Source organism: Streptomyces sp. NPDC051913 (genome assembly GCF_044593635.1).
In the GTDB taxonomy this organism is placed as follows: domain Bacteria; phylum Actinomycetota; class Actinomycetes; order Streptomycetales; family Streptomycetaceae; genus Streptomyces.
Genome location: NZ_JBIUCI010000002.1, coordinates 110,223 through 133,749 on the forward strand (window position 1 = coordinate 110,223; position 23,527 = coordinate 133,749).

Sequence of the window (23,527 nt, forward strand, 5' to 3'; positions counted from 1 at the left end):
GCAGCCGCAGCCCTGCCGTCAGGGCGCCACCCACGCGTAGCGGTGCTCGGGACGGCCCGTGTCGCCGTACTTGAGGGAGAGGCGGAGGCGGCCGGCCTGTTCCAGGTGGCGGAGGTAGCGCTGGGCGGTGGAGCGGCTCAGGCCGGTCTCGGCGGCGACCTCGTGGGCCGACAGGGGGTGGTCGGCGTGGTGCAGGACGCGGCAGATGAGGTCGGTCGTCGGCTCCGAGTGGCCGCTCGGCAGGCCCGGTGACGGCGGCGCCGGGGTGGTGCGCAGGGCGCCGAAGATGCGGTCGACCTGTTCCTGGCCTGCGATGCCACGGCCGCCGACGCGGTCGACGGTGCGGCGCAGGGCGGCGTAGGAGTCGAGGCGGGAGCGCAGGGCGGCGAAGGTGAACGGCTTGACGAGGTAGTGCAGGGCGCCCAGGCGCATCGCGGTCTGGACGGTCGTGACGTCGCCGGCGGCCGTGATCATGATGACGTCGGTGCCGTGGCCCTGCTCCCGCATCCGATGGATGAGATCGAGGCCCGTCTGGTCGGGCAGGTAGTGGTCGAGCAGGACCAGGTCGATGGTGCCGCGCTGGACGGTCGCCAGGGCCTGCGCGGCGGTGTGGGCGCGGGCGGCGACCCGGAAACCGGGAACCTTTCCCACGTACTTGGCGTTGATCTCGGCGACACGGAAGTCGTCGTCCACGACCAGGACGTCAATCATCGGGCCTCTCTCCGTGGCGGCCGGGCGAGCGGTGTGCCCGTGCTTCGGCTCCGTTGTTGTAGCGCGCGCAAAACGAGCACAACAGGCTGTTGCAAGCAAAAGAACGGCATGCGCTCAGAAGGCTGCTGCCGTCGCCCAGGTCGCGCCTACCGTCCCCGGCCATGAGCGCAGACACCAGCCCCGTCATCGAGCTGCGGGGCGCGAGCAAGACGTTCAGGACCCCGTCAGGGGGCCTGCACACGGCGGTCCGGGGACTTGATCTCACGGTCCGGCGTGGGGAGTTCGTGGCCGTCGTCGGGCCCACCGGCTGCGGTAAGTCGACCACGCTGACCCTGGTCAGCGGCCTCGAAGAACCCTCCGAGGGCGAGGTCGTGGTCGCCGGGGAGCCGGTTCGCGGCGTGGGCGACAAGGTCGGGTTCGTCTTTCAGCAGGACGCCACCTTCCCCTGGCGCACGGTCCTGTCCAATGTCATGGCCGGCCCGCGTTTTCGCGGTGTGCCGAAGGCGGAGGCGAAGCGGAAGGCGCGTGAGTGGCTGGCCCGGGTCGGGCTCTCCGCCTTCGAGGACCGCTATCCGCACCAGCTGTCCGGCGGACAGCGCAAGCGCGTGGCGCTCGCCGCGACCTTCGTCAACGACCCCGAGATCCTGCTGATGGACGAGCCGTTCTCGGCGCTCGACGTGCAGACCCGGGCCCTGATGTCGGACGAACTGTTGGAGCTGTGGGAGGGCTCCGGCGCCTCCGTCGTGTTCGTCACCCACGACCTGGAGGAGTCCATCGCCCTTGCCGACCGGGTCGTCGTGATGACGGCCGGGCCGGCCACCGTCAAACACGTCTTCGACATCGACCTGCCCCGCCCGCGCAAGGTCGAGTCGGTGCGTCTGGAACCGCGGTTCATCGAGATCTACCGCGAGATCTGGGAGTCCCTCGGCGAAGAGGTCCGCATCACGCGCCAGAGAGGTGCCGCCCATGTCGCCTGAGGTCATCAGCACACCGGTCGTCGACACGGCCAAGACACCGCCGGACCGCGCTCATTCACGCGCGCGTGCCGCCCGGCGACGCCGGATCGTTGTCGCCGCCTCCCGGGCGCTGCTCCTAGTGGTGGTGCTCGGACTGTGGGAGGTCCTCGCCCGTGCCGAGGTCATCGACCCGTTCAACTTCTCGATGCCCACGAAGATCTGGGACCAGATCTGGACGTGGGTCACGCACGGGACCGCGCTCGGGTCGTTGGGCGAACAGATCTGGGCCACGCTCCACGAGGCGCTGCTCGGCTGGGTCTTCGGCGTGGCCGCCGGTGTGGTGTTCGGCATCGCTCTGGGGCGGATCACCTTTCTCGCCGATGTCCTTGGTCCATACATCAAGGTGCTCAACTCCATACCCAGGATCGTCCTCGCACCCATCTTCGTGATCTGGTTCGGCCTCGGGCCTGCCTCCAAGGTCGCGTCCGCGGTCGTGCTCGTCTTCTTCCCGGTGTTCTTCAACGCCTTCCAGGGCGCCCGCGAGGTCGACCGCAACCTGGTCGCCAACGCCCGCATCCTCGGGGCGAGCGACCGCCGGGTGACGCTCCAGGTGGTCATCCCGTCCGCGACCTCGTGGATCTTCACCAGCCTCCACGTGAGCTTCGGCTTCGCTCTCATCGGCGCGATCGTCGGCGAGTACATCGGCGCGACGAAGGGGATCGGCCTGCTCGTCGCGCAGTCGCAGGGCACCTTCAACGCGGCCGGTGTGTACGCCGCGATGGTCATCCTCGCCGTCGTCGCGCTCGTCGCCGAAGGACTGCTCACCTTCGCCGAGCGCCGCATCTTCCGCTGGAAGCCGTCGGGTTCCGACAGCTGACCCGAGACCTCCCCGGCTCCCCTCCGCCTGCTTCCCTTCACAAGGACGTGAACCCTCATGCGCAAGACCGCCAGATACTCCGCCCTGGCCGCCGCCGGCCTGCTCGCCCTCTCCTCGCTCACCGCCTGCGCCAACGACGCGGCCAGTACCGCCTCCTCCGGCAGCAAGGGCGACGGCAAGGGCACGAAGGTCAAGATCATGGTCGGCGGCCTCGACAAGGTCATCTACCTGCCCGCGATGCTCACCCAGCGGCTCGGCTACTTCGACGCCGAGGGCCTCGACGTGGAGCTGCTGAGCGAACCGGCCGGAGTCCAGGCCGAGACCGCGCTCGTCTCCGGTCAGGTCCAGGGCGCCGTCGGCTTCTACGACCACACGCTCGACCTCCAGGTGAAGGGCAAGCACGTCGAGTCCGTGGTGCAGTTCTCGCACGCGCCCGGTGAGGTGGAGATCGTGTCCACCAAGAAGGCGGACGACATCACCTCACCCAAGGACTTCAAGGGGAAGAAGCTGGGCGTCACGGGTCTCGGCTCGTCGACCGACTTCCTCACCAAGTACCTCGCCGTCAAGAACGGCGTGAAGGTCAGCGAGTTCACGCCGGTCGCCGTCGGCGCCGGACCGACCTTCATCTCCGCGCTCCAGCAGGGCGCGATCGACGGGGGCATGACGACCGACCCGACCGTCGCGACGATCCTGGACAAGAAGGCGGGCAAAGTCCTCCTCGACATGCGCACGCCCGCGGGATCCCAGGCGGCGCTCGGCGGTCCGTATCCGTCGTCAAGTCTGTACATGCAGACGGACTGGGTGAATGGACACAAGGACACCGTCCAGAAGATGGTCAATGCATTCGTCAAGACGCTCAAGTGGATGTCCACACACAGCGCCCTGGAGATCGCCGAGAAGATGCCCGCCGACTACTCCCAGGGCAACAAGATCCTCTACGCGGCAGCCATCGAAAGCACCCTGCCGATGTTCACCGACGACGGCGTGATGCCGAAGAACGGCCCCGAGACCGTCGAGAAGGTGCTCAAGGCGTTCAACCCTGCCGTCCAGAAGGCCGACGTCGACCTCGACAAGACGTACACGACCGAGTTCGTCGACAAGGTCACGGACTGACGCCTGTGACGACGGCATCCGTATAGGGGGAGGGCACGGTTCCTTCCCCCGCCCCCACGGGCCGTGCCCTCAGGCGCGGGTCGCCCACACGTAACGGTGTTCCGGGCGGCCCGCGTCGCCGTACTTGAGCGTGAGCCGGGCCCGTCCGGTGCGCTCCAGAAGCTTCAGATAGCGCTGGGCGGTCTGCCGGCTCACCCCCGTCCGGTCGGCGATCTCCTGGGCCGACAGCGGCCCCTCCGCGTTCATCAGGGACTGCCGTACGAGCTCCGCGGTCGTGGGGGAGTGCCCCTTGGGCAGATCCGGCTCCGACGACGCGGACAGGGCGCCGAAGATACGGTCCACCTCGGCCTGTTCGGCCTCGCCGCCGCCGTCGAGCGTACGGCGCAGCTCGGCGTACGCCTCCAGCTTGGCGCGCAGACCCGCGAAGGCGAACGGCTTGACCAGGTACTGGAGCGCCCCGTGCCGCATCGCGGCCTGCACGGTCGTGACGTCCCGCGCGGCCGTCACCATGATCACGTCGGTCTGGTGACCCCGGCGACGCATCTCCTGGACCACCGAAAGACCCGTCTCGTCGGGCAGGTAATGGTCCATGAGGACCAGGTCGACGCGGGGCAGCAGCTCCACCTGACGCAGCGCCTCGGCCGCGCTGTGGGCCTCGCCCGCCACATGGAAGCCCGGCACCTTCTCGACGTAGGCGGCGTTGACCCGCGCGACCCGCGTGTCGTCGTCCACGACCAGCACCTCGATCATCACGACTCCTCCTCGGGGGCGGCGGGAACGGTCAGCGCCGGCTCCAGGTCGTCACCGGTCAGCGCCTCGGGCAGGACGACGGTGAACTCCGCGCCCCCTCCGTCGGCCTCGGTCACCGCGGCGCTGCCACCTTGCCGTTCGGCCAGCCGGCGGACCAGCGAGAGACCGATGCCGCGCTTTCCGTGCGCGGGCGGCTGCTTCGTGGACCACCCCTCGGTGAAGACCAGGTCGCGATGCTCCGCCGGAATGCCAGGCCCTGTGTCCCGCACCCTGAGGACGGCGGTACGGCCCTCCGAGCGCAATTCGACCTCCACGCGCGCGTGCGGCTTTCCTCCTACGGCGTCCAGCGCGTTGTCGACCAGGTTGCCGACCACCGTGACGATCCCCCGGGGGTCGATCAGCCGGTCGGGGAGCCTGGTCCGGTCCGAGATCCACAGTGCGACCCCGCGCTCCGCGGCGACGGTCGCCTTGCCGACCAGCAGGGCGGCGAGCAACGGATCCTTGATCTTCTCGGTGACCTGTTCCGCGGTGGCACGGTGGTCGCCGACCACCTCTCCGACGAACTCCACGGCGTCGTCGTACATCTCCAGTTCGAGCAGTCCGAGCAGTGTGTGCATGCGGTTGGCGTGCTCGTGGTCCTGGGCGCGCAGGGCGTCGATCAGCCCGCGCGTGGAGTCGAGCTCGCGGCCCAGCTGCTCCAGCTCCGTACGGTCGCGCAGGGTCGCGACGGCGCCGCCGTCGTCCGTGGGCATGCGGTTGGCGATCAGGACCCGCTGGCCGCGGACGGTGAGCAGGTCGGTGCCGGTGACGCGCCCGGCCAGCACGTCGGCCGTGCGGCCCTCGCCGAGCGCCTGGTCGGGGGAGCGGCCCACGGACTCGTCGCCGATGCCCAGCAGCCGCTGCGCCTCGTCGTTGAGGAGGCGGACCCGGCCGGCCCGGTCCAGGGCCACGACGCCCTCCCTGATGCCGTGCAGCATCGCCTCGCGCTCCGCGAGCAGCGCCGAGATGTCGGAGAAGGCAAGGTCCCGGGTCTGCCGTTGGACCCGCCGGGAGATCAGCCAGGCGGCCAGCGCGCCGACGGCGAGGGCGCCGCCGGCGTAGGCGAGCAGTCCCGGGATGGCGTGGATCAGCCTGGCCCGGACGCTGTCGTACGCGATGCCGACCGAGACCGCCCCGATGATGGTCCCGTCGCTGTCGCGCAGGGGCACCTTGCCGCGGGCCGAGCGCCCCAGGGTGCCCTCGTCGATCTCCATGACCTCCTCGCCCGCGAGCGCCCGCGCGGGGTCGGTCGAGACCTTTCCGCCGATCTCCTTCGGGTCGGTGTGGGACCAGCGGATGCCCTGGTTGTTCATGATCACGACGTACTCGGCCTGGGTGGCCTTGCGGATCCGCTCGGCCTCCTTCTGCACCGGTCCGTCGACCGAGTAGGGCGTGGTCTGCAGGTCCTCCGCGATCTGCGGCTGCTGCGCGGTCGTCTGCGCGATGGCGAGGGCGCGGCGCATCGCCTGGTCGTCCAGCTGGTTGCTGAGCGGTGCGAGGAACAGCCCGGTCGCGAGCACCGTGACTCCCGCGGCGATCGCGAGCTGCATCAGCAGCACCTGCGAGAACATCCGCCGCGGCAGCCCGAGGCGGAGGCGTCGTACGGGGGGAGTGGGGCGGCTCATACCCATGACGGTACGCGGAGGGGTACGGGCTGCCGTAGGGGTGTGGCGTGGATCTCTTGATCAACCCAGTTGATCAGCGGATGGCCTGCTTGATCAGTGGATGAACCCCTTGACCACCTTGTTCGGCTTGTTCAGCTCGCCAGGGCCGAAGGGGGCGTCAACTCCCGCACCGCCACCACGTCCATCCGCGCCGGCGAACCGAGCACCGACGTCCCGCAGCTCTCCGCGCGGGGCGGCAGAGACGCGCCCTGGGCCACCACGACCCGCCAGTGACGGCCGTCCACGTGCGCGACGGTCACCTCCCACCGCGGTGCAGCGCCCTCCGTTCGCACGACGACCAGGGCGTCCGCCGCGTACTCGTCCACCGCCGCCCGCACGGCCAGCTCGGCCGCCTGCCCGGGTCGCTCCCAGGCCGAGCTCCCGCGACATCCCTCCAGAACGATCCGGCCGTCCTGGACGCCGTGGAGGATCTCCTTGACGGCGGGTGCCCCGACCCGGCCGTACGCGTAGCCGTACGGCAGCACGAGGAGCGTCGGCGAGAAGCGATGTCCACCCAGATGGGTGACCTCCCAGACGCCCTCGCCCCCGGAGGCGAACAGCTCGGCCGCGAGCGGCCGCCCCAGAAGGGCGCAGCAGCGGTCGCGCTTGCCGTTGGTGCAGACAAGGGCGAGCGGGGCACCGGTGTGGGCCCGTCCGTCCAGTGCCGCGTCGAAGCTGCGGTGGTCGCCGGAGCCGAGCGCGGTGAGGTCCAGGTCGAGAAGGCGCCGCGGATCACGGATCGTGGCGCTGCGCAGCCAGACGTTTCCGGGGGCGGTGTGGGACACGTACACGCGGCGTGCGGACGGGGTCCCGCAGTCCGCGTGCCGTCCGGGGCGGCGGATGAGCGCGACGCGGACGCCCGTGCCCTTCGCCGCCCGCTCCAGGGCACGGCCCAGCACGGGGTCCAGATGGCTCGACGTGAGCGCGTGGGCGCCCCAGGGGCCGGGCTGTTCCAGGAGCAGCCAGGTCCTGGCGGTGGCCGCGGTGCCCGCGATGGGCTCGTCGAGGTCCCGGGAGACGGTTGAACACGTACTCACAGAGGTGAGCCTAACCTGACTTGCCCGATGGCGACTTCCGGGCGCGCTGGTGAGCTACTCGGGGAGGGGCTGAGGTGGCTTGGCGCCTACGTAGAAGCCGCTCGGCCGCATGCGCAGCGGGCGCTCCCCGTACTCCTCCAGGGCGTGGGCGATCCAGCCCGCCGTCCGGGCGACGGCGAAGATCGTCTCGCCGGCGGTGGCGGGCATCCCGGCGGAGGAGGTGAGGACCGCGAGCGCCAGGTCGACGTTGGCGTGCAGCGGGGTGTGGCGGGCCGTGGTGGCCACGACGTCGCGGGCCGCGAGGAGGGCGGGTTCGGCCCGGGGGATCTCCTCCAGAAGCTCGAACAGGGCACGTGCGCGTGGGTCCTCGCCGCGGTAGAGGCGATGGCCGAGCCCGGGGATACGGCGTCCGGCGCGCAGTTCGTCCGCGATCACGGGGCCTGCGTCGCCCTGTTCCAGTACGTCGTTCAGCAGCCTGTGGGCGAGGCCGCTGGCTGCTCCGTGCAGCGGGCCTTCCAGCACGCCGAGGCCGGCGGAGACGGCCGCGTAGGCGTGTGCCCGGGCCGAGGCCGCCACGCGCACCGCGAGTGTGGAGGCGGCCAGGTCGTGGTCGACCAGCAGGCCCAGAGCGGTGTCCAGCACGCGCAGGGACGCCTCGTCGGCGGCGCGCCCGCTGAGGCGCGCCCACAGGCGCCGTGCCAGCGAGCCCTCGTCGCGGTGGCCGGCCCGCACCGGAGGCAGGGCGGCGACGAGGGTGGGGATGAGGACCCGCGCGGTGCCCAGGACGGCGTCCTCGGACAGGTCGAAGCGCAGCGGGTCCGAGGCCGCGGCGGCGATGGCCGCGACCCGCAACCGGTCGGTGGGCGAGGCGTGTTCGGGCAGGGCGTCGACGGCGCGGCGGGCGACGGTGACGGAGGCGTCGGGTGCGGTGAACGTGGTGCCGGGCCGCATCCGCCCGGTCCAGAGCCACTCCGTGATCTCCTCGTAGGAGTGGCGTGCGGCCAGCTCGGTCGCGTCCACACCACGGAAGTAGTACCTGTCCGCGTCGATGAGCGTGATCCGGGTCCGTACTGCCAGTTCTCCGACGGCGCCCGAACTCCCGCCGCCCTCACGCCTGTTGCGGCCGGCGAGGGTCTCCACCTCTCGGGCGTCGAAGGTGCTGCCGCGGCCGCCGGGCACGCGTCGGCTGCTGAGCTGACCGCGGCTCACGTAGGCGTACACGGTCTCGGGCTTCACGCCCAGCAGTTCGGCTGCCTCTTTGGTGCTCAGCCGCCGGTCGCCGTGAGGGGTGGGGGCGGGTTCGTGATCGCGCATGGGCCTCACCGTATCCGCATGGACTACATATTGATTCAATCAATATTGACAGCGATTGAGTCAATCATAGACAGTCGAATCAAGTCCAGGGAGGAAACATGTCCGTCAACAGGACCTCAGCCACCCTTGTCGACGTACCGCGAGGACTCGCGGGCGTCGTCGTCACCGACACCGAGATCGGTGACGTCCGAGGGGTCGAGGGCTTCTACCACTACCGCCAGTACTCGGCCGTCGAGCTCGCGCGGACCCGCAGCTTCGAGGACGTCTGGCATCTCCTGGTCCACGGCACGCTGCCGGACGCCGCCCGCAGCGCCGCCTTCGCCGCCGAGACCGCGGCGTTGCGCCGGTTGCCGGAGGGCGTTCGCGCCGCGCTGCCGGCCATCGCGTCGGCGGGCACGGCCTCCGGCCCGTTGGCAGGGATGCGTACGGCGTTGTCGCTGCTGGGAGCGGCGAACGGCCTTCGGCCGGTGTACGACATCGACGCGGACCGGCGGCGCCAGGACACGATCGTGGCGACGGCGGCCGTGCCGACGCTGCTCACGGCACTGCACCGGTTGGGTCGGGGGCTGGAGCCGGTCGAGCCGCGCGAGGATCTGTCGTATGCGGCCAACTACCTCTACATGCTGACGGGTTCGGAGCCGGAGCCGCGTCAGGCGAGGGCGATCGAGCAATACTTGATCTCAACCGTTGACCACGGATTCAATGCATCAACCTTCACGGCCCGTGTCATCACCTCGACGGGTGCGGATGTCGCCGCCTGCCTGGTCGGCGCCGTCGGAGCCCTGTCGGGGCCCCTGCACGGTGGGGCGCCCAGCCGGGCGCTGGACACCCTCGACGCCATCGGCACGCCGGACCGTATCGACCCGTGGATTCGCGAACGCGTTCTCGCCGGGGAGCGGATCATGGGATTCGGTCACGCGATCTACCGCACGGAAGACCCGCGCTCGCGCATGCTCCGTGAGATCGCTGAAGGCTTCGGCGGCCCGCGCGTCGCCTTCGCCGTCGAGGTCGAACGTCAAGTCGAGGCGATCCTGGCCGAGTTGAAGCCCGGCCGTGAACTCCACACCAACGTCGAGTTCTACGCGGGCGTGGTCATGGAACTGTGCGGCCTGCCCCGCGAGATGTTCACGCCGACGTTCGCTGCGGGGCGGGTGGTGGGGTGGAGCGCCAACATCCTGGAGCAGGCGGAGGACTCGAAGATCATTCGGCCGGTGGCGCGGTATGTGGGGCCGGGGGCGCCGGTGGCGGTGCCGGCGTGACCTGATGACCGGCTTCGGCGTGACGGTCGGTGCCGAATCTGCCGTTCCGCCGGCATCGGCATCGGCATCGGCATAGGCAGCGGTCGAGGGCTTCCGTGGTCTAGGTGCCGATTCGAGGAACGATGATCGTTCGCATGGATGCCGGCCCCTTGTGGGACCTTGCAGGGTGCTGCCCCGCCGAGGCGCCCTGCGGAGGGAACCGCAGGGCGCCGGGCCTGCCGAAGGTAAACCTGCGGAGGCGGACGGAGCAGGTGAATGCGCCGGGGGAGGGGACTACTCCGGCCGACTATGCGTCAGGGATGTCAGCCTTGGCATGGATGAGAGTCTCCCGGGTGACCACGACGATGCGTTCGTAGTCGGCTCTGGACGCGTCGGCAGGAAGCTCTGCCTCGAGTTCGTCGGTGATGTCCGTGCCGATGACCGCGAACCTTCCGTCGGAGAGTTCGAAGATGTCAGGGCAATTGGCACCGGTGGTGCTCCCCCTGGCGATGGGTGGGGTACCGATCCGACGGATGATCCGGCTCACTGTTCTGGCGTTCCTTCTGGTGTCGAGTCAGGTGCGCATTTGATGCTGCGCGTTGTGATGCGGCCCGGGTGGGGTCACAGCCTCGACAACCAGCAGCGTGGACGGTGGTGTGGCAGGGATAGGCCCATTCCGAGAGATGCGCAGTAGTCAACCTTGTTGGCCTCTGGGGAAACGCCACCGTTTACTGCTTTGTTACCGCCCAACCGTGTGAAGTGCCGGGGAAGGTGGCGCCCGGACCGGATTTCGCGCCGGGCCGAGGAGCCCTACTCGCTCGGTGGGTACCCGATGACCCACCACTCGTCGGCGTCCGTCTCCTCCAACTGCACCAGAAGATCATCGACCATGCGCCCGATCTTGGCCTCGTCGGACGAGTCGATCAACGTCGCCCGATGCGGTCGCGTCGCGTACCAGTACTCACGAAAGACGGGGATCTGGAGCATGCTCCGCGCATGTCCGAAGAACTCCTCGCGGGTCAGGTTGCCCATCCGGTAGTAGCAGAGCGCGTTGGTGTAGAGGGCGTTGGCGAAGAGGAACTGCCGCTGTTTCCGAGGTGGGACGGTCCCGTTGTAGGCGTCCAGCACCTCGGCGAGATCAGGGTCGTCCATGGCCTTGCTCAGCAACTCCCAGTGAAGGCGCTGCTGATGAGCGAAATTGGTCTGGCGTTGCGAGTGTGCTGCCTGCTCCAAGTGCTCGAGGCGGATGCGTAACCCCTGGATGGTGTTGTGCTGTGCGGCCGTCGTCGCGAGGGCACCGGCGGCCGCACCGAGCCCAGCCATCATCAGCCCGCGTATCCCATAGTTCCGTGTGGCCATGTCAACCCCCGAGTCAGGCGGCCGTCCGCCGGTCGTCGGGTTGCGGGTCGACTGTTGGGGACCGGCGAGCGGAGGGCGGCGCTTGCCGTCTCCCAGGGTGCCGAGCGGCTCTGATCGGCGGGGGAGGCGGAGAGGAGGCGCACGGAGGGAAGTGAGGGTCGCACGAACCGGCGCCATGCCCAACGTCTGCCCCGCAAGTGCTGCTAACAATCGTTCACTTCGCGGTGATTCTTCCGGCTCGTATCCTGGTCCGGCATTCAAACCTCGTACGTGCGCCGGAACCGCGATCCGGTGCGCGCACCAGCGTGAAAGAGGTCGTACGTTGCGTCAGCCGAGCCCCGGTCAGCGGCAGATCCCGGTCGTCGTTCTCGCCGGATTCCTGGGTTCCGGCAAGACCACCCTCCTCAACCACCTCCTCCACCGCAGCGGCGGCAGTCGCATCGGCGCGATCGTCAACGACTTCGGTGCCATCGAGATCGACGCCATGGCCGTCGCCGGCGCCCTCGGCGACTCCACCGTCTCGCTCGGCAACGGCTGTCTGTGCTGTGCCGTGGACGCCGGCGAGCTGGATGTCTACCTGGAGCGGCTTGCCCGGCCCGACACCGGCATCGACGTCATCGTCATCGAGGCCAGCGGGCTCGCCGAACCGCAGGAACTCGTGCGTATGGTGCTCGCCAGCGAGCATCCTGGAATCGTCTACGGCGGGCTCGTCGAAGTCGTCGACGCCGCCGAGTTCGACGACACGCGTGCGAAGCACCCCGAGATCGACCGGCATCTCGCCCTCGCCGACCTCGTCGTCGTCAACAAGCTCGACCGCGCCGCCGACGGGGACCGTGTCGTTGGGCTGGTCCGCGAGCTGACCGAGCGTGCCGCCGTCGCCCCCGCCACCTACGGCCGTATCGACCCCGAGTTCCTTTTCGACTGCCGGCCCGGCGAGGAGCGCGTCGGGCAGCTGTCGTTCGACGACCTCCACCGCGGGCACGACACCGAGGGCACCGAGGACCACCCCGGGCATCTGCACACCGGCTACGACAGCCTCTCCTTCGTCTCCGAAGCGCCGCTCGACCCGCGCCGGCTGATGCAGTTCCTCGACGGGCGGTCCGCGGGGCTGTACCGGATCAAGGGGTACGTCGACTTCGGGCCGTACGACGTCCACAACCGGTATGCCGTGCACGCCGTCGGGCGGTTCCTGCGGTTCTATCCCGAGCCCTGGCCCGCCGACGGCCGGCGCCTCACCCAGCTCGTCCTCATCGGTTCCGGCCTCGACACCCCCGCGCTCGGCAAGGAACTGGAGGCGTGCAGGACAGACGCCCCGCACACCGCCGACGAGCACGGTATGTGGGGCGTCCTGCGTTACGTACAGGGCCCGGGGGACGAAATCCCCGAGCTCCTCGAAGAGGCTTAGACCGGCCCCGCCACCACCGACACCGTCTTCGCCAGCGACACGCCCGAACCGTCGCGGCGCGGGTCGATCTCCGGGAGGTCGGCCGGGGTGCCGTTCTTCTGGGCCGCCTTCGCCGGTACGGCGCCCGCCCAGGCGAAGGACAGGCAGTCCTCGCCCTTCAGGAAGCGCTGGCAGCGGACGCCACCGGTGGCGCGGCCCTTGCGCGGGTACTGGTCGAACGGGGTCAGCTTGGCCGTCGTCTGGACGGAGTCGTCCAGCGTGCCGCGCGAGCCCGCGACCGTGAAGACCACCGCGTCCACCGCCGGGTCCACCGCCGTGAAGGAGATGACCTTCGCGCCGTCCGTGAGCTTGATGCCCGCCATGCCGCCGGCGGGGCGGCCCTGGGGGCGGACCTGCGCGGCCTGGTAGCGCAGCAGCTGCGCGTCGTCGGTGACGAAGACCAGGTCCTCGTCGCCGGTGCGCAGCTCGACCGCGCCGACGATCCGGTCGCCGTCCTTGAGCGTGATGACCTCCAACTCCTCCTTGTTCGAGGGGTAGTCGGGGACGACACGCTTCACGACGCCCTGCTCCGTGCCGAGCGCCAGGCCCGGCGACGACTCGTCGAGGGTGATCAGGCAGACCACCGTCTCGCCGTCGGTCAGGGAGACGAACTCCGTCAGGGGGGCTCCGCCGGAGAGGTTCGGAGCGGAGGCCGTCTCGGGCAGTTGCGGCAGGTCGACGACGTTGATCCGCAGCAGGCGGCCTTCCGAGGTCACCGCGCCGATCTCACCGCGCGCGGTCGCCGGGACCGCCGAGACGATCACGTCGTGCTTGACGCGCTTGCCGTCGGCGTCGGCCGGGAACGGCTCGCCGTTGGCCGTACGCGCCAGCAGGCCCGTCGAGGACAGCAGCACCCGGCACGGGTCGTCGGCCACCTGGAGCGGCACGGCGGCTGTGGGGGCGCCCGCCGACTCCAGCAGGACCGTACGCCGGTCGGTGCCGAACTGCTTGGCCACCGCGGCGAGTTCGGTGGAGACCAGCTTGCGCAGCTCCGCGTCCGAGTCGAGGATCGCGGTCAGCTGCTCGATCTCCGTGTTGAGCCGCTCCTTCTCCGTCTCCAGTTCGATGCGGTCGAACTTGGTGAGACGGCGGAGGGGGGTGTCCAGGATGTACTGGGTCTGGATCTCCGACAGGGAGAAGCGCTCCATCAGGCGCTGCTTCGCCTGTGCCGAGTTCTCGCTCTGCCGGATGAGGCGGATGACCTCGTCGATGTCGATCAGGGCCGTCAGCAGGCCCTCGACCAGGTGCAGTCGGTCGCGTCGCTTGGTGCGGCGGAACTCGCTGCGGCGGCGGACGACCTCGAAGCGGTGGTCGAGGTAGACCTCCAGGAGCTCCTTCAGCCCCAGCGTCAGGGGCTGGCCGTCGACCAGCGCGACGTTGTTGATGCCGAAGGACTCCTCCATCGGCGTCAGCTTGTAGAGCTGCTCCAGGACCGCCTCGGGCACGAAGCCGTTCTTGATCTCGATGACCAGACGCAGGCCGTGCGCACGGTCGGTGAGGTCCTTGACGTCGGCGATGCCCTGGATCTTCTTCGAGCCGACCATGTCCTTGATCTTGGCGATGACCTTCTCCGGGCCGACCGCGAAGGGCAGCTCGGTGATGACCAGGCCCTTGCGGCGGGCCGTCACCGTCTCCACCGACACCGTGGCGCGGATCTTGAAGGTGCCGCGGCCCGTCTCGTACGCGTCCCGGATGCCGGCCAGGCCGACGATCCGGCCGCCCGTGGGCAGGTCGGGGCCCGGCACGTACTTCATCAGGGTGTCCAGATCCGCGTTGGGATAGCGGATCAGATGGCGGGCGGCGGCGATGACCTCGGAGAGGTTGTGCGGCGGCATGTTGGTGGCCATGCCGACCGCGATGCCCGATGAGCCGTTCACCAGCAGGTTCGGGAACGCGGCGGGCAGGGCCACCGGCTCCTGCTCCTGGCCGTCGTAGTTCGGCGCGAAGTCGACCGTGTCCTCGTCGATCGACTCGGTCATCAGGCTCGTCGCCTGCGCCTGCCGGCACTCGGTGTACCGCATGGCGGCCGGCGGGTCGTCGTTGCCCAGCGAGCCGAAGTTGCCGTGGCCGTCGACCAGCGGCACGCGCATCGAGAAGGGCTGGGCCATGCGCACCAGGGCGTCGTAGATCGACGAGTCGCCGTGCGGGTGCAACTTACCCATCACTTCGCCGACCACGCGCGCGCACTTCACATAGCCGCGGTCGGGACGCAGCCCCATCTCGTTCATCTGGTAGACGATGCGCCGGTGCACCGGCTTGAGGCCGTCGCGGGCGTCCGGCAGGGCTCGGGAGTAGATGACCGAGTACGCGTACTCGAGGAAGGAGCCCTGCATCTCGTCGACGACGTCGATGTCGAGGATCTTCTCCTCGTACGAGTCGTCGGGCGGCGGGGTCTTCGTGCTGCGGCGGGCCATCGCTGCCGGCTCCTCTTTTCTGGTCGCTCGCCTATGGGTCGCTCGCGCCCCTTCGGCTCACTCTTGCTCAAGCGTGAACGGGATCTGACGCGGACCATTGTGGACCCCGGCACTGACAACGCGGACGACGACCCGACGTCAGCTCTCCCGCCGGAAGTTCACCCGCGCCGCACGGCGGCCCGTCCGCAGGCTACGGGATCTCGCTGTCGGCGTACGACCACCGGGAACTTCACCGGGGGTCCACACGCTTGCATACAGTGGCAGGACCGGCAGGAAAACGCGGTTACGGCAACCGCACCGCGATCGAAGGGACGTACATGCCCATGGGTCACACGGCCACAGACCAGGCAGGCACCGGGGGCCTGACAGCGACCGAGCACCGCCTGGCCAACGGGCTGCGCGTGGTGCTCTCCGAGGACCACCTGACCCCGGTCGCGGCGGTGTGCCTCTGGTACGACGTCGGCTCGCGCCACGAGGTCAAGGGACGTACCGGTCTGGCTCACCTCTTCGAGCATCTGATGTTCCAGGGCTCGGGCCAGGTCAAGGGCAACGGTCACTTCGAGCTCGTCCAGGGCGCCGGCGGCTCGCTCAACGGCACCACCAGCTTCGAGCGCACCAACTACTTCGAGACCATGCCCGCCCACCAGCTGGAGCTCGCGCTCTGGCTGGAGGCCGACCGCATGGGCTCCCTGCTCGCCGCCCTCGACGACGAGTCGATGGAGAACCAGCGCGACGTCGTGAAGAACGAGCGCCGCCAGCGCTACGACAACGTCCCCTACGGCACGGCGTTCGAGAAGCTCACCGCCCTCGCCTACCCCGAGGGCCACCCCTACCACCACACCCCGATCGGCTCCATGGCCGACCTGGACGCGGCCACCCTGGAGGACGCCCGCGCGTTCTTCCGGACGTACTACGCGCCCAACAACGCGGTGCTGTCGATCGTCGGCGACATCGACCCCGAGCAGACGCTCGCCTGGGTCGAGAGGTACTTCGGCTCCATCGCGTCCCACGACGGCAAGCCCGCTCCGCGCGACGGCTCGCTGCCCGAGGTCATCGGCGAGCAGCTGCGCGAGGTCGTCGAGGAGGAGGTCCCCGCGCGCGCGTTGATGGCCGCCTACCGCCTGCCGCACGACGGCACGCGCGAGGCCGACGCGGCCGACCTGGCCCTCACCGTCCTCGGCGGCGGCGAGTCCTCCCGCCTCTACAACCGGCTCGTCCGCCGCGACCGTACGGCCGTCGCCGCCGGATTCGGTCTGCTGCGGCTGGCCGGAGCGCCCTCCCTGGGCTGGCTGGACGTGAAGACGTCCGGTGACGTCGAGGTGCCGGTCATCGAGACGGCCATCGACGAGGAGCTCGCGCGGTTCGCCGCGGAGGGCCCCACGGAGGAGGAAATGGAGCGCGCCCAGGCCCAGTTGGAGCGCGAGTGGCTGGACCGCCTCGGCACCGTCGCGGGCCGCGCCGACGAACTGTGCCGCTACGCGGTCCTGTTCGGCGACCCGCAGCTCGCCCTCACCGCGGTCAACCGCGTCCTGGAGGTGACCGCGGCGGAGGTCCAGGAGGTCGCCAAGGCCCGCCTGCGCCCCGACAACCGCGCGGTGCTCGTCTACGAACCCGTCTCCGGGGAGACCGCCGAGGACGCGGACCCGCCCGAGGACCCCGAGGCCGAGGCCACCGTCGAGGCCGGCGACAAGAACGAGGAGGCGGCCAAGTGACCGAGCTCGCCACGATGGAGTTCCACCCCCAGCCCCAGGCGGGCGAGGCCAAGCCCTGGGCGTTCCCGGCCCCCACGCGCGGGACGCTCCACAACGGCCTCACCGTGCTGCGCTGCCACCGCCCCGGCCAGCAGGTCGTCGCCGTCGAGGTCCTCCTCGACGCCCCCCTGGACGCCGAACCGGCGGGCCTGGACGGCGTCGCCACGATCATGGCGCGTGCCTTCTCCGAGGGCACCGACAAGCACTCCGCCGAGGAGTTCGCCGCCGAGCTGGAGCGCTGCGGCGCCACCCTCGACGCGCACGCCGACCACCCCGGCGTCCGGCTGAGCCTCGAAGTCCCGGTCTCCCGGCTGCCCAAGGCGCTCGGGCTGCTCGCCGACGCCCTCAGGGCGCCCGCGTTCGCGGACGACGAGGTCGAGCGCCTGGTCACCAACCGCCTGGACGAGATCCCGCACGAGCTGGCCAACCCCTCGCGCCGGGCAGCCAAGGAGCTCTCCCGGACCCTGTTCCCGGCGGACCTGCGCATGTCCCGCCCCCGCCAGGGCACCGAGGAGACCGTCCAGAACATCGACTCGGCGGCGGTACGCGCCTTCTACGAGAAGCACGTCCGCCCGGCCACCGGCACTGTCGTGGTCGTCGGCGATCTCACCGACCTCGACCTGGACGCGCTGCTCGGCGACACCCTCGGCTCGTGGACCGGCTCCGCGGCCGAGCCGCGCCCGGTGCCGGCCATCACCGCCGACGACACCGGCCGGGTCGTCATCGTGGACCGCCCCGGCGCCGTCCAGACGCAGCTGCTGATCGGCCGTATCGGCGCCGACCGGCACGACCGCGTGTGGCCCGCGCAGGTGCTCGGCACCTACTGCCTCGGCGGCACCCTCACCTCCCGCCTGGACCGCGTCCTGCGCGAGGAGAAGGGCTACACCTACGGCGTGCGTTCGTTCGGGCAGGTCCTCAGGTCCGCCCCGGACGGCACCGGTGCCGCGATGCTGGCCATCAGCGGTTCCGTCGACACCCCGAACACCGGCCCCGCCCTCGACGACCTGTGGACGGTGCTGCGCACCCTCGCCGCGGAGGGACTCACCGACGCCGAGCGCGACGTCGCCGTGCAGAACCTCGTCGGTGTGGCACCGCTCAAGTACGAGACCGCGGCGGCCGTGGCGAGCACGCTGGCCGACCAGGTCGAGCAGCATCTGCCCGACGACTACCAGGCCACGCTGTACCGGCAGCTCGCCGCGACCGGCACGGTCGAGGCCACCGCGGCGGCCGTCAACGCCTTCCCGGTGGACCGTCTGGTGACGATCCTGGTCGGCGACGCGGCGGCCATCAAGGAGCCCGTGGAGGCTCTCGGCATCGGTGAAGTGACCGTGGTGTCGGCCGAGTAGAAGCACACGCGCGTGAAGGGGCTCTGGTGACGGAAGCGTCACCAGGGCCCCTTAATGTCCGAATAATGAATGAATTGCAGGCTGGTTGCCTGTTTGCCCTGTGGGATGCGCTACAAACTGCCTGATCTGTTTGGGGATTGAAAGTGGCCCCCCTTAGCGTCGTCCGGGCTGTTCGTCACGCAGTGCGCCGCGCCCGCGGCACCGGACAGCCATCGCCGAGTCCCCGTACGGCGCGAGCCAGGGGAGCCGGGGACCCATGCAGTCCCTGGGGTGAATCGGACGCCCGCGCGTCAGCGAGGGGGTCCGTAGGAGACCTTCCTGCTCCGAACCCGTCAGCTAACCCGGTAGGCGAGAGGGAAGGAAAGGACCAGCCACTACATGGCGTTCACGCGCCCCACCGGGAAGCATCGTGCCCCGAGCCGGATGAAGCGCTCCACCGCCCGCGCGGCCGGGATCGCGGCGCTCACCACCACCGGCGTCATCGGCACCCTCGCCGCCCCGGCCCTCGCCGCGGAGCCCGCGGCCGAGCAGACCGGCCTCATCCCGGTCGTCACCATCGGCGACTCGGTCGCCGACCAGATCGACGCCCAGGCCGAGGCCCAGGAACAGGCCGCCGAGGAGGCCGCGCAGAAGAAGGCCGAGGAGCTGGCCCGCAAGAAGGCCGCCGCCAAGGCCAAGAAGGAGCGCGAGGCCAAGGAGCGCGCCGCCCGCGCCGCCGCCGAGCGCAAGCGCCTCAACTCCTTCGTCGCCCCGATCTCGGGCTCGTACATCTCCACCGGCTACAAGGCCGGCGGCGCCGTCTGGTCCTCCGGCAGCCACACCGGGGTCGACTTCCACGCCGCCAGCGGCACCTCCGTCCACGCGGTCGGCTCGGGCACCGTCGTCGAGGCCGGCTGGGGCGGCTCGTACGGCAACAACATCGTGATCAAGATGAACGACGGCACGTACACCCAGTACGGCCATCTGTCGTCCATCGGGGTCTCGGTCGGCCAGACGGTCACCCCGGGCCAGCAGATCGGCCTGTCCGGCGCGACCGGCAACGTCACCGGCCCGCACCTGCACTTCGAGGCCAGGACGACCGCCGAGTACGGCTCGGACATCGACCCCGTCGCCTACCTGCGCTCGCACGGTGTGAACGTCTGACGCCCGGTGTGAACGTCTGACGACGGATCGCAGGATCTCCCGGAACCCCGGCTCACCCGAGCCGGGGTTTCGCCGTTTTCGGTACCCGGCTGTCCAAAAAATATCCATGGATTCCGGTCCGCCATCGGAAATTCCCGTTCTTTGCAATAGAGTCACTGAACACACGTCAATCATCGACGTTTCACGGGGATTAAGACGGAGGTCGGTCATGCGTATTCCGGCGCACTCGGTATGCACCGCGATCAGGGACGACATCGTCTCCGGTGTCCACGAGCGCGGCAGCCGCCTCACCGAGGAACTCCTCGCCCGCCGCTACGGCGTCTCCCGTGTCCCCGTCCGGGAGGCCCTGCGCACGCTGGAGGCCGAGGGCTTCGTGGTGACGCGGCGGCACGCGGGCGCGTGCGTCGCCGAACCGACCGAGCAGGAGGCCGCCGACCTGCTGGAGATGCGGATGCTCCTGGAGCCGCTGGGCGCCTCCCGGGCCGCCCAGCGCCGCACCGAGGCACACCTCAAGGTCCTGCGCGGCCTGGTCAGGCTGGGGCAGGAGCGGGCCAGGCGGGGCAACAGCGAGGATCTGCGCTCCCTGGGCGGCTGGTTCCACGAGACGCTCGCGCAGGCCTCCGGCAGCCCCGCGCTGACCTCGATGCTGACCCAGCTGCGCCACAAGATCTCCTGGATGTACACCGTCGAGGCGCCCGCCAACCCCGCCGAGTCCTGGGCCGAGCACGGCGCGATCGTCGACGCCGTGGCGCGCGGCGACGGGGAACGCGCGCGTACGGTCACCGCGCTGCACACCGAGCGCTCGACCGCCGCGCACCGGCTCCGATTCCGCGCCGCGGGAGATCGGGCCGACCGTGTGAGGAACTCGCAACCTCCCGTAAACATGACGAGCCTGCGGCATTAACACGAGAGCCGTATACAAAGAGGGAAGTAATTCGCGGGGGAGAATTTCTGCTGCCCGTGCGAGGGAATTGGAAAGGGCTCGCCCGATAAACTCGGACGAGCCCTTCAGTGGTGCCGTGATTCAACCGGCCCCGATAAATCAGACGGTCTCGGGAAGCTCCTCGAGCCCCTCGGAGACCAGCTTCGCCAGACGGTCGAGGGCGGCGTCCGCGCCCTCGGCGTCCGAGGCGAGGACGATCTCCTCGCCGCCCTGGGCGCCCAGGCCCAGGACCGCCAGCATGGAGGCCGCGTTGACGGGGTTGCCGTCGGCCTTGGCGATCGTCACGGGGATACCGGAGGCCGTGGTGGCCCGGACGAAGATGGAAGCGGGGCGGGCGTGGAGGCCCTCGGCCCAGCCGACGTTGACGCGGCGCTCAGCCATGTGATGCTGCCCTTCGGTGTTCAGGGTTGTCTAGACCAGTTTCCCACACGTGAAGTGTCTCCGGAGCGGACCTTCGTCCCCTCCGGGGTGAGTCGTCGGACCGCGGCCTCGGTCCGGCTTCCGTCCTCTTGCGATCCTGTCGCGCTCTCCACAGACTGCCTCGCGCCGTTGTCGTACGCGAGCCGTACTCTGGGGCCCATGCAGACCTCGTCGGACCGGCACGAGTACCCCTCCCACTGGGAGGCCGACGTGGTGCTGCGCGACGGCGGCACCGCGCGCATCCGCCCCATCACCGTTGATGACGCCGAGCGCCTGGTCAGCTTCTACGAGCAGGTCTCGGACGAGTCGAAGTACTACCGCTTCTTCGCGCCCTACCCGCGCCTGTCCGCAAAGGACGTCCACCGCTTCACGCACCACGACTTTGTGGACCGGGTGGGACTCGCCGCCACAGTCGGAGGCGAGTTCATCGCCACCGTACGCTACGACCGCATCGGCGCCGACGGAATGCCCGCGACCGCGCCCTCCGACGAGGCCGAGGTCGCCTTCCTGGTCCAGGACGCCCACCAGGGACGCGGTGTCGCCTCCGCCCTCCTCGAACACATCGGCGCCGTCGCCCGCGAGCGCGGCATCCGCCGCTTCGCCGCCGAGGTGCTGCCCGCCAACACCAAGATGATCAAGGTGTTCATGGACGCCGGGTACACCCAGAAGCGCAGCTTCGAGGACGGCGTCGTGCGCCTGGAGTTCGACCTCGAACCCACCGACCGCTCGATGGCCGTGCAGTACGCACGCGAACAGCGAGCGGAGGGCCGGTCCGTGGAGCGGCTGCTCAAGCCCGGCTCGGTCGCCGTCGTCGGCGTCGGCCGCACCCCCGGCGGGGTGGGCCGCAGCATCCTCGACAACATCCGCGAGGCCGGTTTCACCGGCCGCCTGTACGCCGTGAACAAGGCCTTCACCGACAAGGAGCTCGACGGGATCCCCGCGCACCGCTCGGTGCGCGACATCGAGGGCCCCGTCGACCTCGCGGTCGTCGCCGTGCCCGCCGAGCACGTCCCCGAGGTCGTCACCGAGTGCGGCGAACACGGAGTGCAGGGCCTCGTCGTGATCTCCGCCGGATACGCCGAGAGCGGCCCCGAGGGACGCGAGCGCCAGCGCGAACTCGTCCGGCACGCGCGCGCGTACGGCATGCGGATCATCGGCCCCAACGCCTTCGGCGTCATCAACACCAACCCGGACGTCCGGCTCAACGCCTCCCTCGCCAACGAGACCCCACGGCCCGGCCGCATCGGGCTGTTCGCCCAGTCCGGCGCCATCGGCATCGCCCTGCTGTCCCGACTGCACCGACGCGGCGGCGGCGTCACCGGGGTCACCGGCGTCTCCACGTTCGTCTCCTCGGGCAACCGCGCCGACGTGTCCGGCAACGACGTCCTCCAGTACTGGTACGACGACCCGGACACCGACGTCGTCCTCATGTACCTGGAGTCCATCGGCAACCCCCGCAAGTTCACCCGCCTCGCCCGCCGTACCGCGGCGGCGAAGCCGCTGGTCGTGGTCCAGGGCGCCGGTTCCGCCCCTCAAGGGCACGCCGTACGGGCCACGCGGCTGCCGCACGCCACCGTGTCCGCGCTGCTGCGGCAGGCCGGCGTCATCCGCGTGAACACCATCACCGAGCTGGTCGACACCGGCCTGCTCCTCGCCCGTCAGCCCCTGCCGCGCGGCCCGCGCGTGGCGATCCTCGGCAACTCCGAGTCGCTCGGACTGCTCACCTACGACGCCTGCCTCTCCGAGGGGCTCAGGCCGCTGCCCCCGCTGGACCTGACGACGGCCGCCTCGGCGAAGGACTTCCACGCCGCGCTCTCGCGCGCGTTGGCGGACGACACGTGCGACGCGGTCGTGGTGACCGCGATACCGGCGGTCGGGGAGGGCGCCGCCGGCGACGCCGCGCTCGCGGAGGCGCTGCGCTCGGCGGCCGAGCGGGTGCCCGGCAAGCCCGTCCTCGTCGTCCACGTGGAGCTGGGCGGGCTGGCCGAGGCTCTCTCCGCCGCGACCAGCACGGCACCGCAGGCCGCGACACCGAGCGCGTCCCACCCCTTCCGTGCCCTGGACCGCCTCGCCGCCAAGGACCCCGAGGAGACTTCCAAGGCCGGCCCCCGCCTCATCCCCGCCTACCCCGCCGCCGAACGCGCGGTCCGCGCCCTCGGCGAAGCAGTGAAGTACGCCCAGTGGCGGCGCGAGGCGGCCGACCCCGGCAAGGTCCCGGAGTCCATCGACGCCGCCATCGACGAGAAGGGCGCCGCCCGGCTCATCGACGGCCTCCTCGCGCGCGGACAGGGCCTCACGCTCGGCGCCGACGAGACCTGCGACCTCCTCGGCAAGTACGGCATCCCCGTCCACCGAGCCCTCGCCGCCCCCACCCCCGACGACGCGGCCGCCGCCGCGCGCACCCTCGGCTACCCCGTCGCCCTCAAGGCCACCGCCCCCCACCTGCGCCACCGCGCTGACCTGGGCGGCGTCCGGCTCGACCTCGCCGACGAGGAACAACTGCGGCGCGCGTACACCGAGTTGACCGAGCTGTTCGGCGCGCCCGAGGAGCTGCGCCCGGTCGTGCAGGGGATGGCCCCGCGCGGCGTGGACACCGTCGTACGGGCCGTCATCGACCCGGCGGCCGGCGCCGTGCTCTCCTTCGGGCTCGCCGGAGCCGCCTCGCAGCTGCTCGGCGACACCGCGCACCGGCTGATCCCGGTCACCGACCGTGAGGCCGCCACCCTGGTCCGGTCCATCCGGACGGCACCGCTCCTGTTCGGCTGGCGCGGCTCGGCGCCGGTCGACACGGCCGCCCTGGAGGAACTGCTGCTGCGGGTGTCCCGCCTCGTCGACGACCACCCCGAGGTCGTCGCGGTCACCCTGGAACCGGTCGTCGTCGCCCCGCACGGCCTGAGCGTGCTCGGCGCGTCCGTCCGGCTGGCGCCGCCGCCCGCCCGCGACGACCTGGGCCCACGGACGCTGCCGGCCTACTGAGACCTTCGTGAGCGGTGCCTCGCAGTCAGTGC

Annotated in this window: 19 protein-coding genes and 1 riboswitch; of the genes, 10 read left to right on the top strand and 9 right to left on the bottom strand. The window is 70.5% G+C overall.

Features of this window, described 5'->3' with window-relative positions; all coding sequences use genetic code 11:
* Positions 1-18: 18 nt before the first annotated feature.
* On the bottom strand, positions 19-711 hold the full coding sequence (locus ACIHIX_RS05875) for a response regulator (RefSeq protein WP_399950307.1): 693 nt from the start codon (positions 709-711) through the stop codon (positions 19-21).
* A gap of 161 nt (positions 712-872) precedes the next feature.
* Between ACIHIX_RS05875 and ACIHIX_RS05880 the strand changes: the two genes are divergently transcribed.
* Genes ACIHIX_RS05880 through ACIHIX_RS05890 form a run of 3 tightly spaced genes read left to right on the top strand, consistent with a single transcriptional unit; the run spans position 873 to position 3,657 of the window.
* Positions 873-1,688, top strand: a complete 816-nt coding sequence (locus ACIHIX_RS05880) for an ABC transporter ATP-binding protein (RefSeq protein WP_399950310.1) — start codon at positions 873-875, stop codon at positions 1,686-1,688.
* Positions 1,678-2,544, top strand: coding sequence for an ABC transporter permease (locus tag ACIHIX_RS05885; protein WP_399950313.1), 867 nt, complete (start codon positions 1,678-1,680; stop codon positions 2,542-2,544). The genes ACIHIX_RS05880 and ACIHIX_RS05885 overlap by 11 nt, the downstream gene beginning before the upstream one ends.
* 57 nt (positions 2,545-2,601) lie before the next feature.
* Positions 2,602-3,657, top strand: coding sequence for an ABC transporter substrate-binding protein (locus ACIHIX_RS05890; RefSeq protein WP_399950315.1), 1,056 nt, complete (start codon positions 2,602-2,604; stop codon positions 3,655-3,657).
* Between the two features lie 69 nt (positions 3,658-3,726).
* Here ACIHIX_RS05890 and ACIHIX_RS05895 read toward each other — a convergent pair whose 3' ends face one another.
* The 4 genes from ACIHIX_RS05895 to ACIHIX_RS05910 all read right to left on the bottom strand — a co-directional run bounded on the left by ACIHIX_RS05895 (position 3,727) and on the right by ACIHIX_RS05910 (position 8,461).
* Positions 3,727-4,407 carry a response regulator gene (locus ACIHIX_RS05895; RefSeq protein WP_399950318.1) on the bottom strand — a complete coding sequence of 227 codons (681 nt, stop codon included), beginning with the start codon at positions 4,405-4,407 and terminating at the stop codon, positions 3,727-3,729.
* On the bottom strand, positions 4,407-6,077 hold the full coding sequence (locus ACIHIX_RS05900) for an ATP-binding protein (protein ID WP_399950321.1): 1,671 nt from the start codon (positions 6,075-6,077) through the stop codon (positions 4,407-4,409). Before ACIHIX_RS05900 ends, ACIHIX_RS05895 begins: the two co-directional genes overlap by 1 nt.
* A gap of 125 nt (positions 6,078-6,202) precedes the next feature.
* Positions 6,203-7,147: a sucrase ferredoxin gene (locus tag ACIHIX_RS05905; RefSeq protein WP_399950323.1), complete on the bottom strand. Its 945-nt coding sequence runs from the start codon at positions 7,145-7,147 to the stop codon at positions 6,203-6,205.
* Positions 7,148-7,201: 54 nt separating this feature from the next.
* Positions 7,202-8,461, bottom strand: a complete 1,260-nt coding sequence (locus tag ACIHIX_RS05910) for a citrate synthase (RefSeq protein WP_399950326.1) — start codon at positions 8,459-8,461, stop codon at positions 7,202-7,204.
* Between the two features lie 98 nt (positions 8,462-8,559).
* Here ACIHIX_RS05910 and ACIHIX_RS05915 point away from each other — a divergent pair, with 98 nt between their 5' ends.
* The gene (locus ACIHIX_RS05915; protein ID WP_399950328.1) at positions 8,560-9,720 is read left to right on the top strand and encodes a citrate synthase/methylcitrate synthase; all 1,161 of its coding nucleotides are present in this window, start codon (positions 8,560-8,562) and stop codon (positions 9,718-9,720) included.
* A 286-nt stretch (positions 9,721-10,006) separates the two neighbouring features.
* Here ACIHIX_RS05915 and ACIHIX_RS05920 read toward each other — a convergent pair whose 3' ends face one another.
* Both ACIHIX_RS05920 and ACIHIX_RS05925 read right to left on the bottom strand, forming a co-directional pair.
* A complete protein-coding gene (locus tag ACIHIX_RS05920) occupies positions 10,007-10,246 on the bottom strand; it encodes a hypothetical protein (protein ID WP_399950331.1) in 240 nt (79 codons plus the stop codon).
* Positions 10,247-10,509: 263 nt separating this feature from the next.
* On the bottom strand, positions 10,510-11,058 hold the full coding sequence (locus ACIHIX_RS05925; RefSeq protein ID WP_399950334.1) for a DUF6082 family protein: 549 nt from the start codon (positions 11,056-11,058) through the stop codon (positions 10,510-10,512).
* 322 nt (positions 11,059-11,380) lie between these two features.
* Between ACIHIX_RS05925 and ACIHIX_RS05930 the strand changes: the two genes are divergently transcribed.
* On the top strand, positions 11,381-12,463 hold the full coding sequence (locus ACIHIX_RS05930) for a CobW family GTP-binding protein (protein WP_399950337.1): 1,083 nt from the start codon (positions 11,381-11,383) through the stop codon (positions 12,461-12,463).
* Here ACIHIX_RS05930 and ACIHIX_RS05935 read toward each other — a convergent pair.
* Positions 12,460-14,916: a DNA topoisomerase (ATP-hydrolyzing) subunit A gene (locus tag ACIHIX_RS05935; RefSeq protein WP_399950340.1), complete on the bottom strand. Its 2,457-nt coding sequence runs from the start codon at positions 14,914-14,916 to the stop codon at positions 12,460-12,462. The two genes, ACIHIX_RS05930 and ACIHIX_RS05935, sit on opposite strands and share 4 nt — an antisense overlap.
* 317 nt (positions 14,917-15,233) lie before the next feature.
* Between ACIHIX_RS05935 and ACIHIX_RS05940 the strand changes: the two genes are divergently transcribed.
* The 4 genes from ACIHIX_RS05940 (at position 15,234) to ACIHIX_RS05955 (ending at position 20,060) form a co-directional block, all read left to right on the top strand.
* On the top strand, positions 15,234-16,628 hold the full coding sequence (locus ACIHIX_RS05940; protein ID WP_399950343.1) for a M16 family metallopeptidase: 1,395 nt from the start codon (positions 15,234-15,236) through the stop codon (positions 16,626-16,628).
* Entirely contained in the window at positions 16,625-18,013 is a 1,389-nt protein-coding gene (locus tag ACIHIX_RS05945; RefSeq protein WP_399950346.1) for a M16 family metallopeptidase, read from the top strand. Before ACIHIX_RS05940 ends, ACIHIX_RS05945 begins: the two co-directional genes overlap by 4 nt.
* A gap of 203 nt (positions 18,014-18,216) precedes the next feature.
* A riboswitch (cyclic di-AMP (ydaO/yuaA leader) is annotated at positions 18,217-18,379 on the top strand.
* A gap of 12 nt (positions 18,380-18,391) precedes the next feature.
* Positions 18,392-19,156, top strand: a complete 765-nt coding sequence (locus tag ACIHIX_RS05950; RefSeq protein WP_399950349.1) for a M23 family metallopeptidase — start codon at positions 18,392-18,394, stop codon at positions 19,154-19,156.
* A 208-nt stretch (positions 19,157-19,364) separates the two neighbouring features.
* Positions 19,365-20,060, top strand: a complete 696-nt coding sequence (locus ACIHIX_RS05955) for a GntR family transcriptional regulator (RefSeq protein ID WP_399950352.1) — start codon at positions 19,365-19,367, stop codon at positions 20,058-20,060.
* Positions 20,061-20,198: 138 nt separating this feature from the next.
* Here ACIHIX_RS05955 and ACIHIX_RS05960 read toward each other — a convergent pair whose 3' ends face one another.
* Positions 20,199-20,480, bottom strand: a complete 282-nt coding sequence (locus tag ACIHIX_RS05960; RefSeq protein WP_059198592.1) for an HPr family phosphocarrier protein — start codon at positions 20,478-20,480, stop codon at positions 20,199-20,201.
* A 198-nt stretch (positions 20,481-20,678) separates the two neighbouring features.
* Here ACIHIX_RS05960 and ACIHIX_RS05965 point away from each other — a divergent pair, with 198 nt between their 5' ends.
* Positions 20,679-23,495, top strand: coding sequence for a GNAT family N-acetyltransferase (locus ACIHIX_RS05965; protein ID WP_399950355.1), 2,817 nt, complete (start codon positions 20,679-20,681; stop codon positions 23,493-23,495).
* The last annotated feature ends 32 nt before the right edge of the window (positions 23,496-23,527 follow it).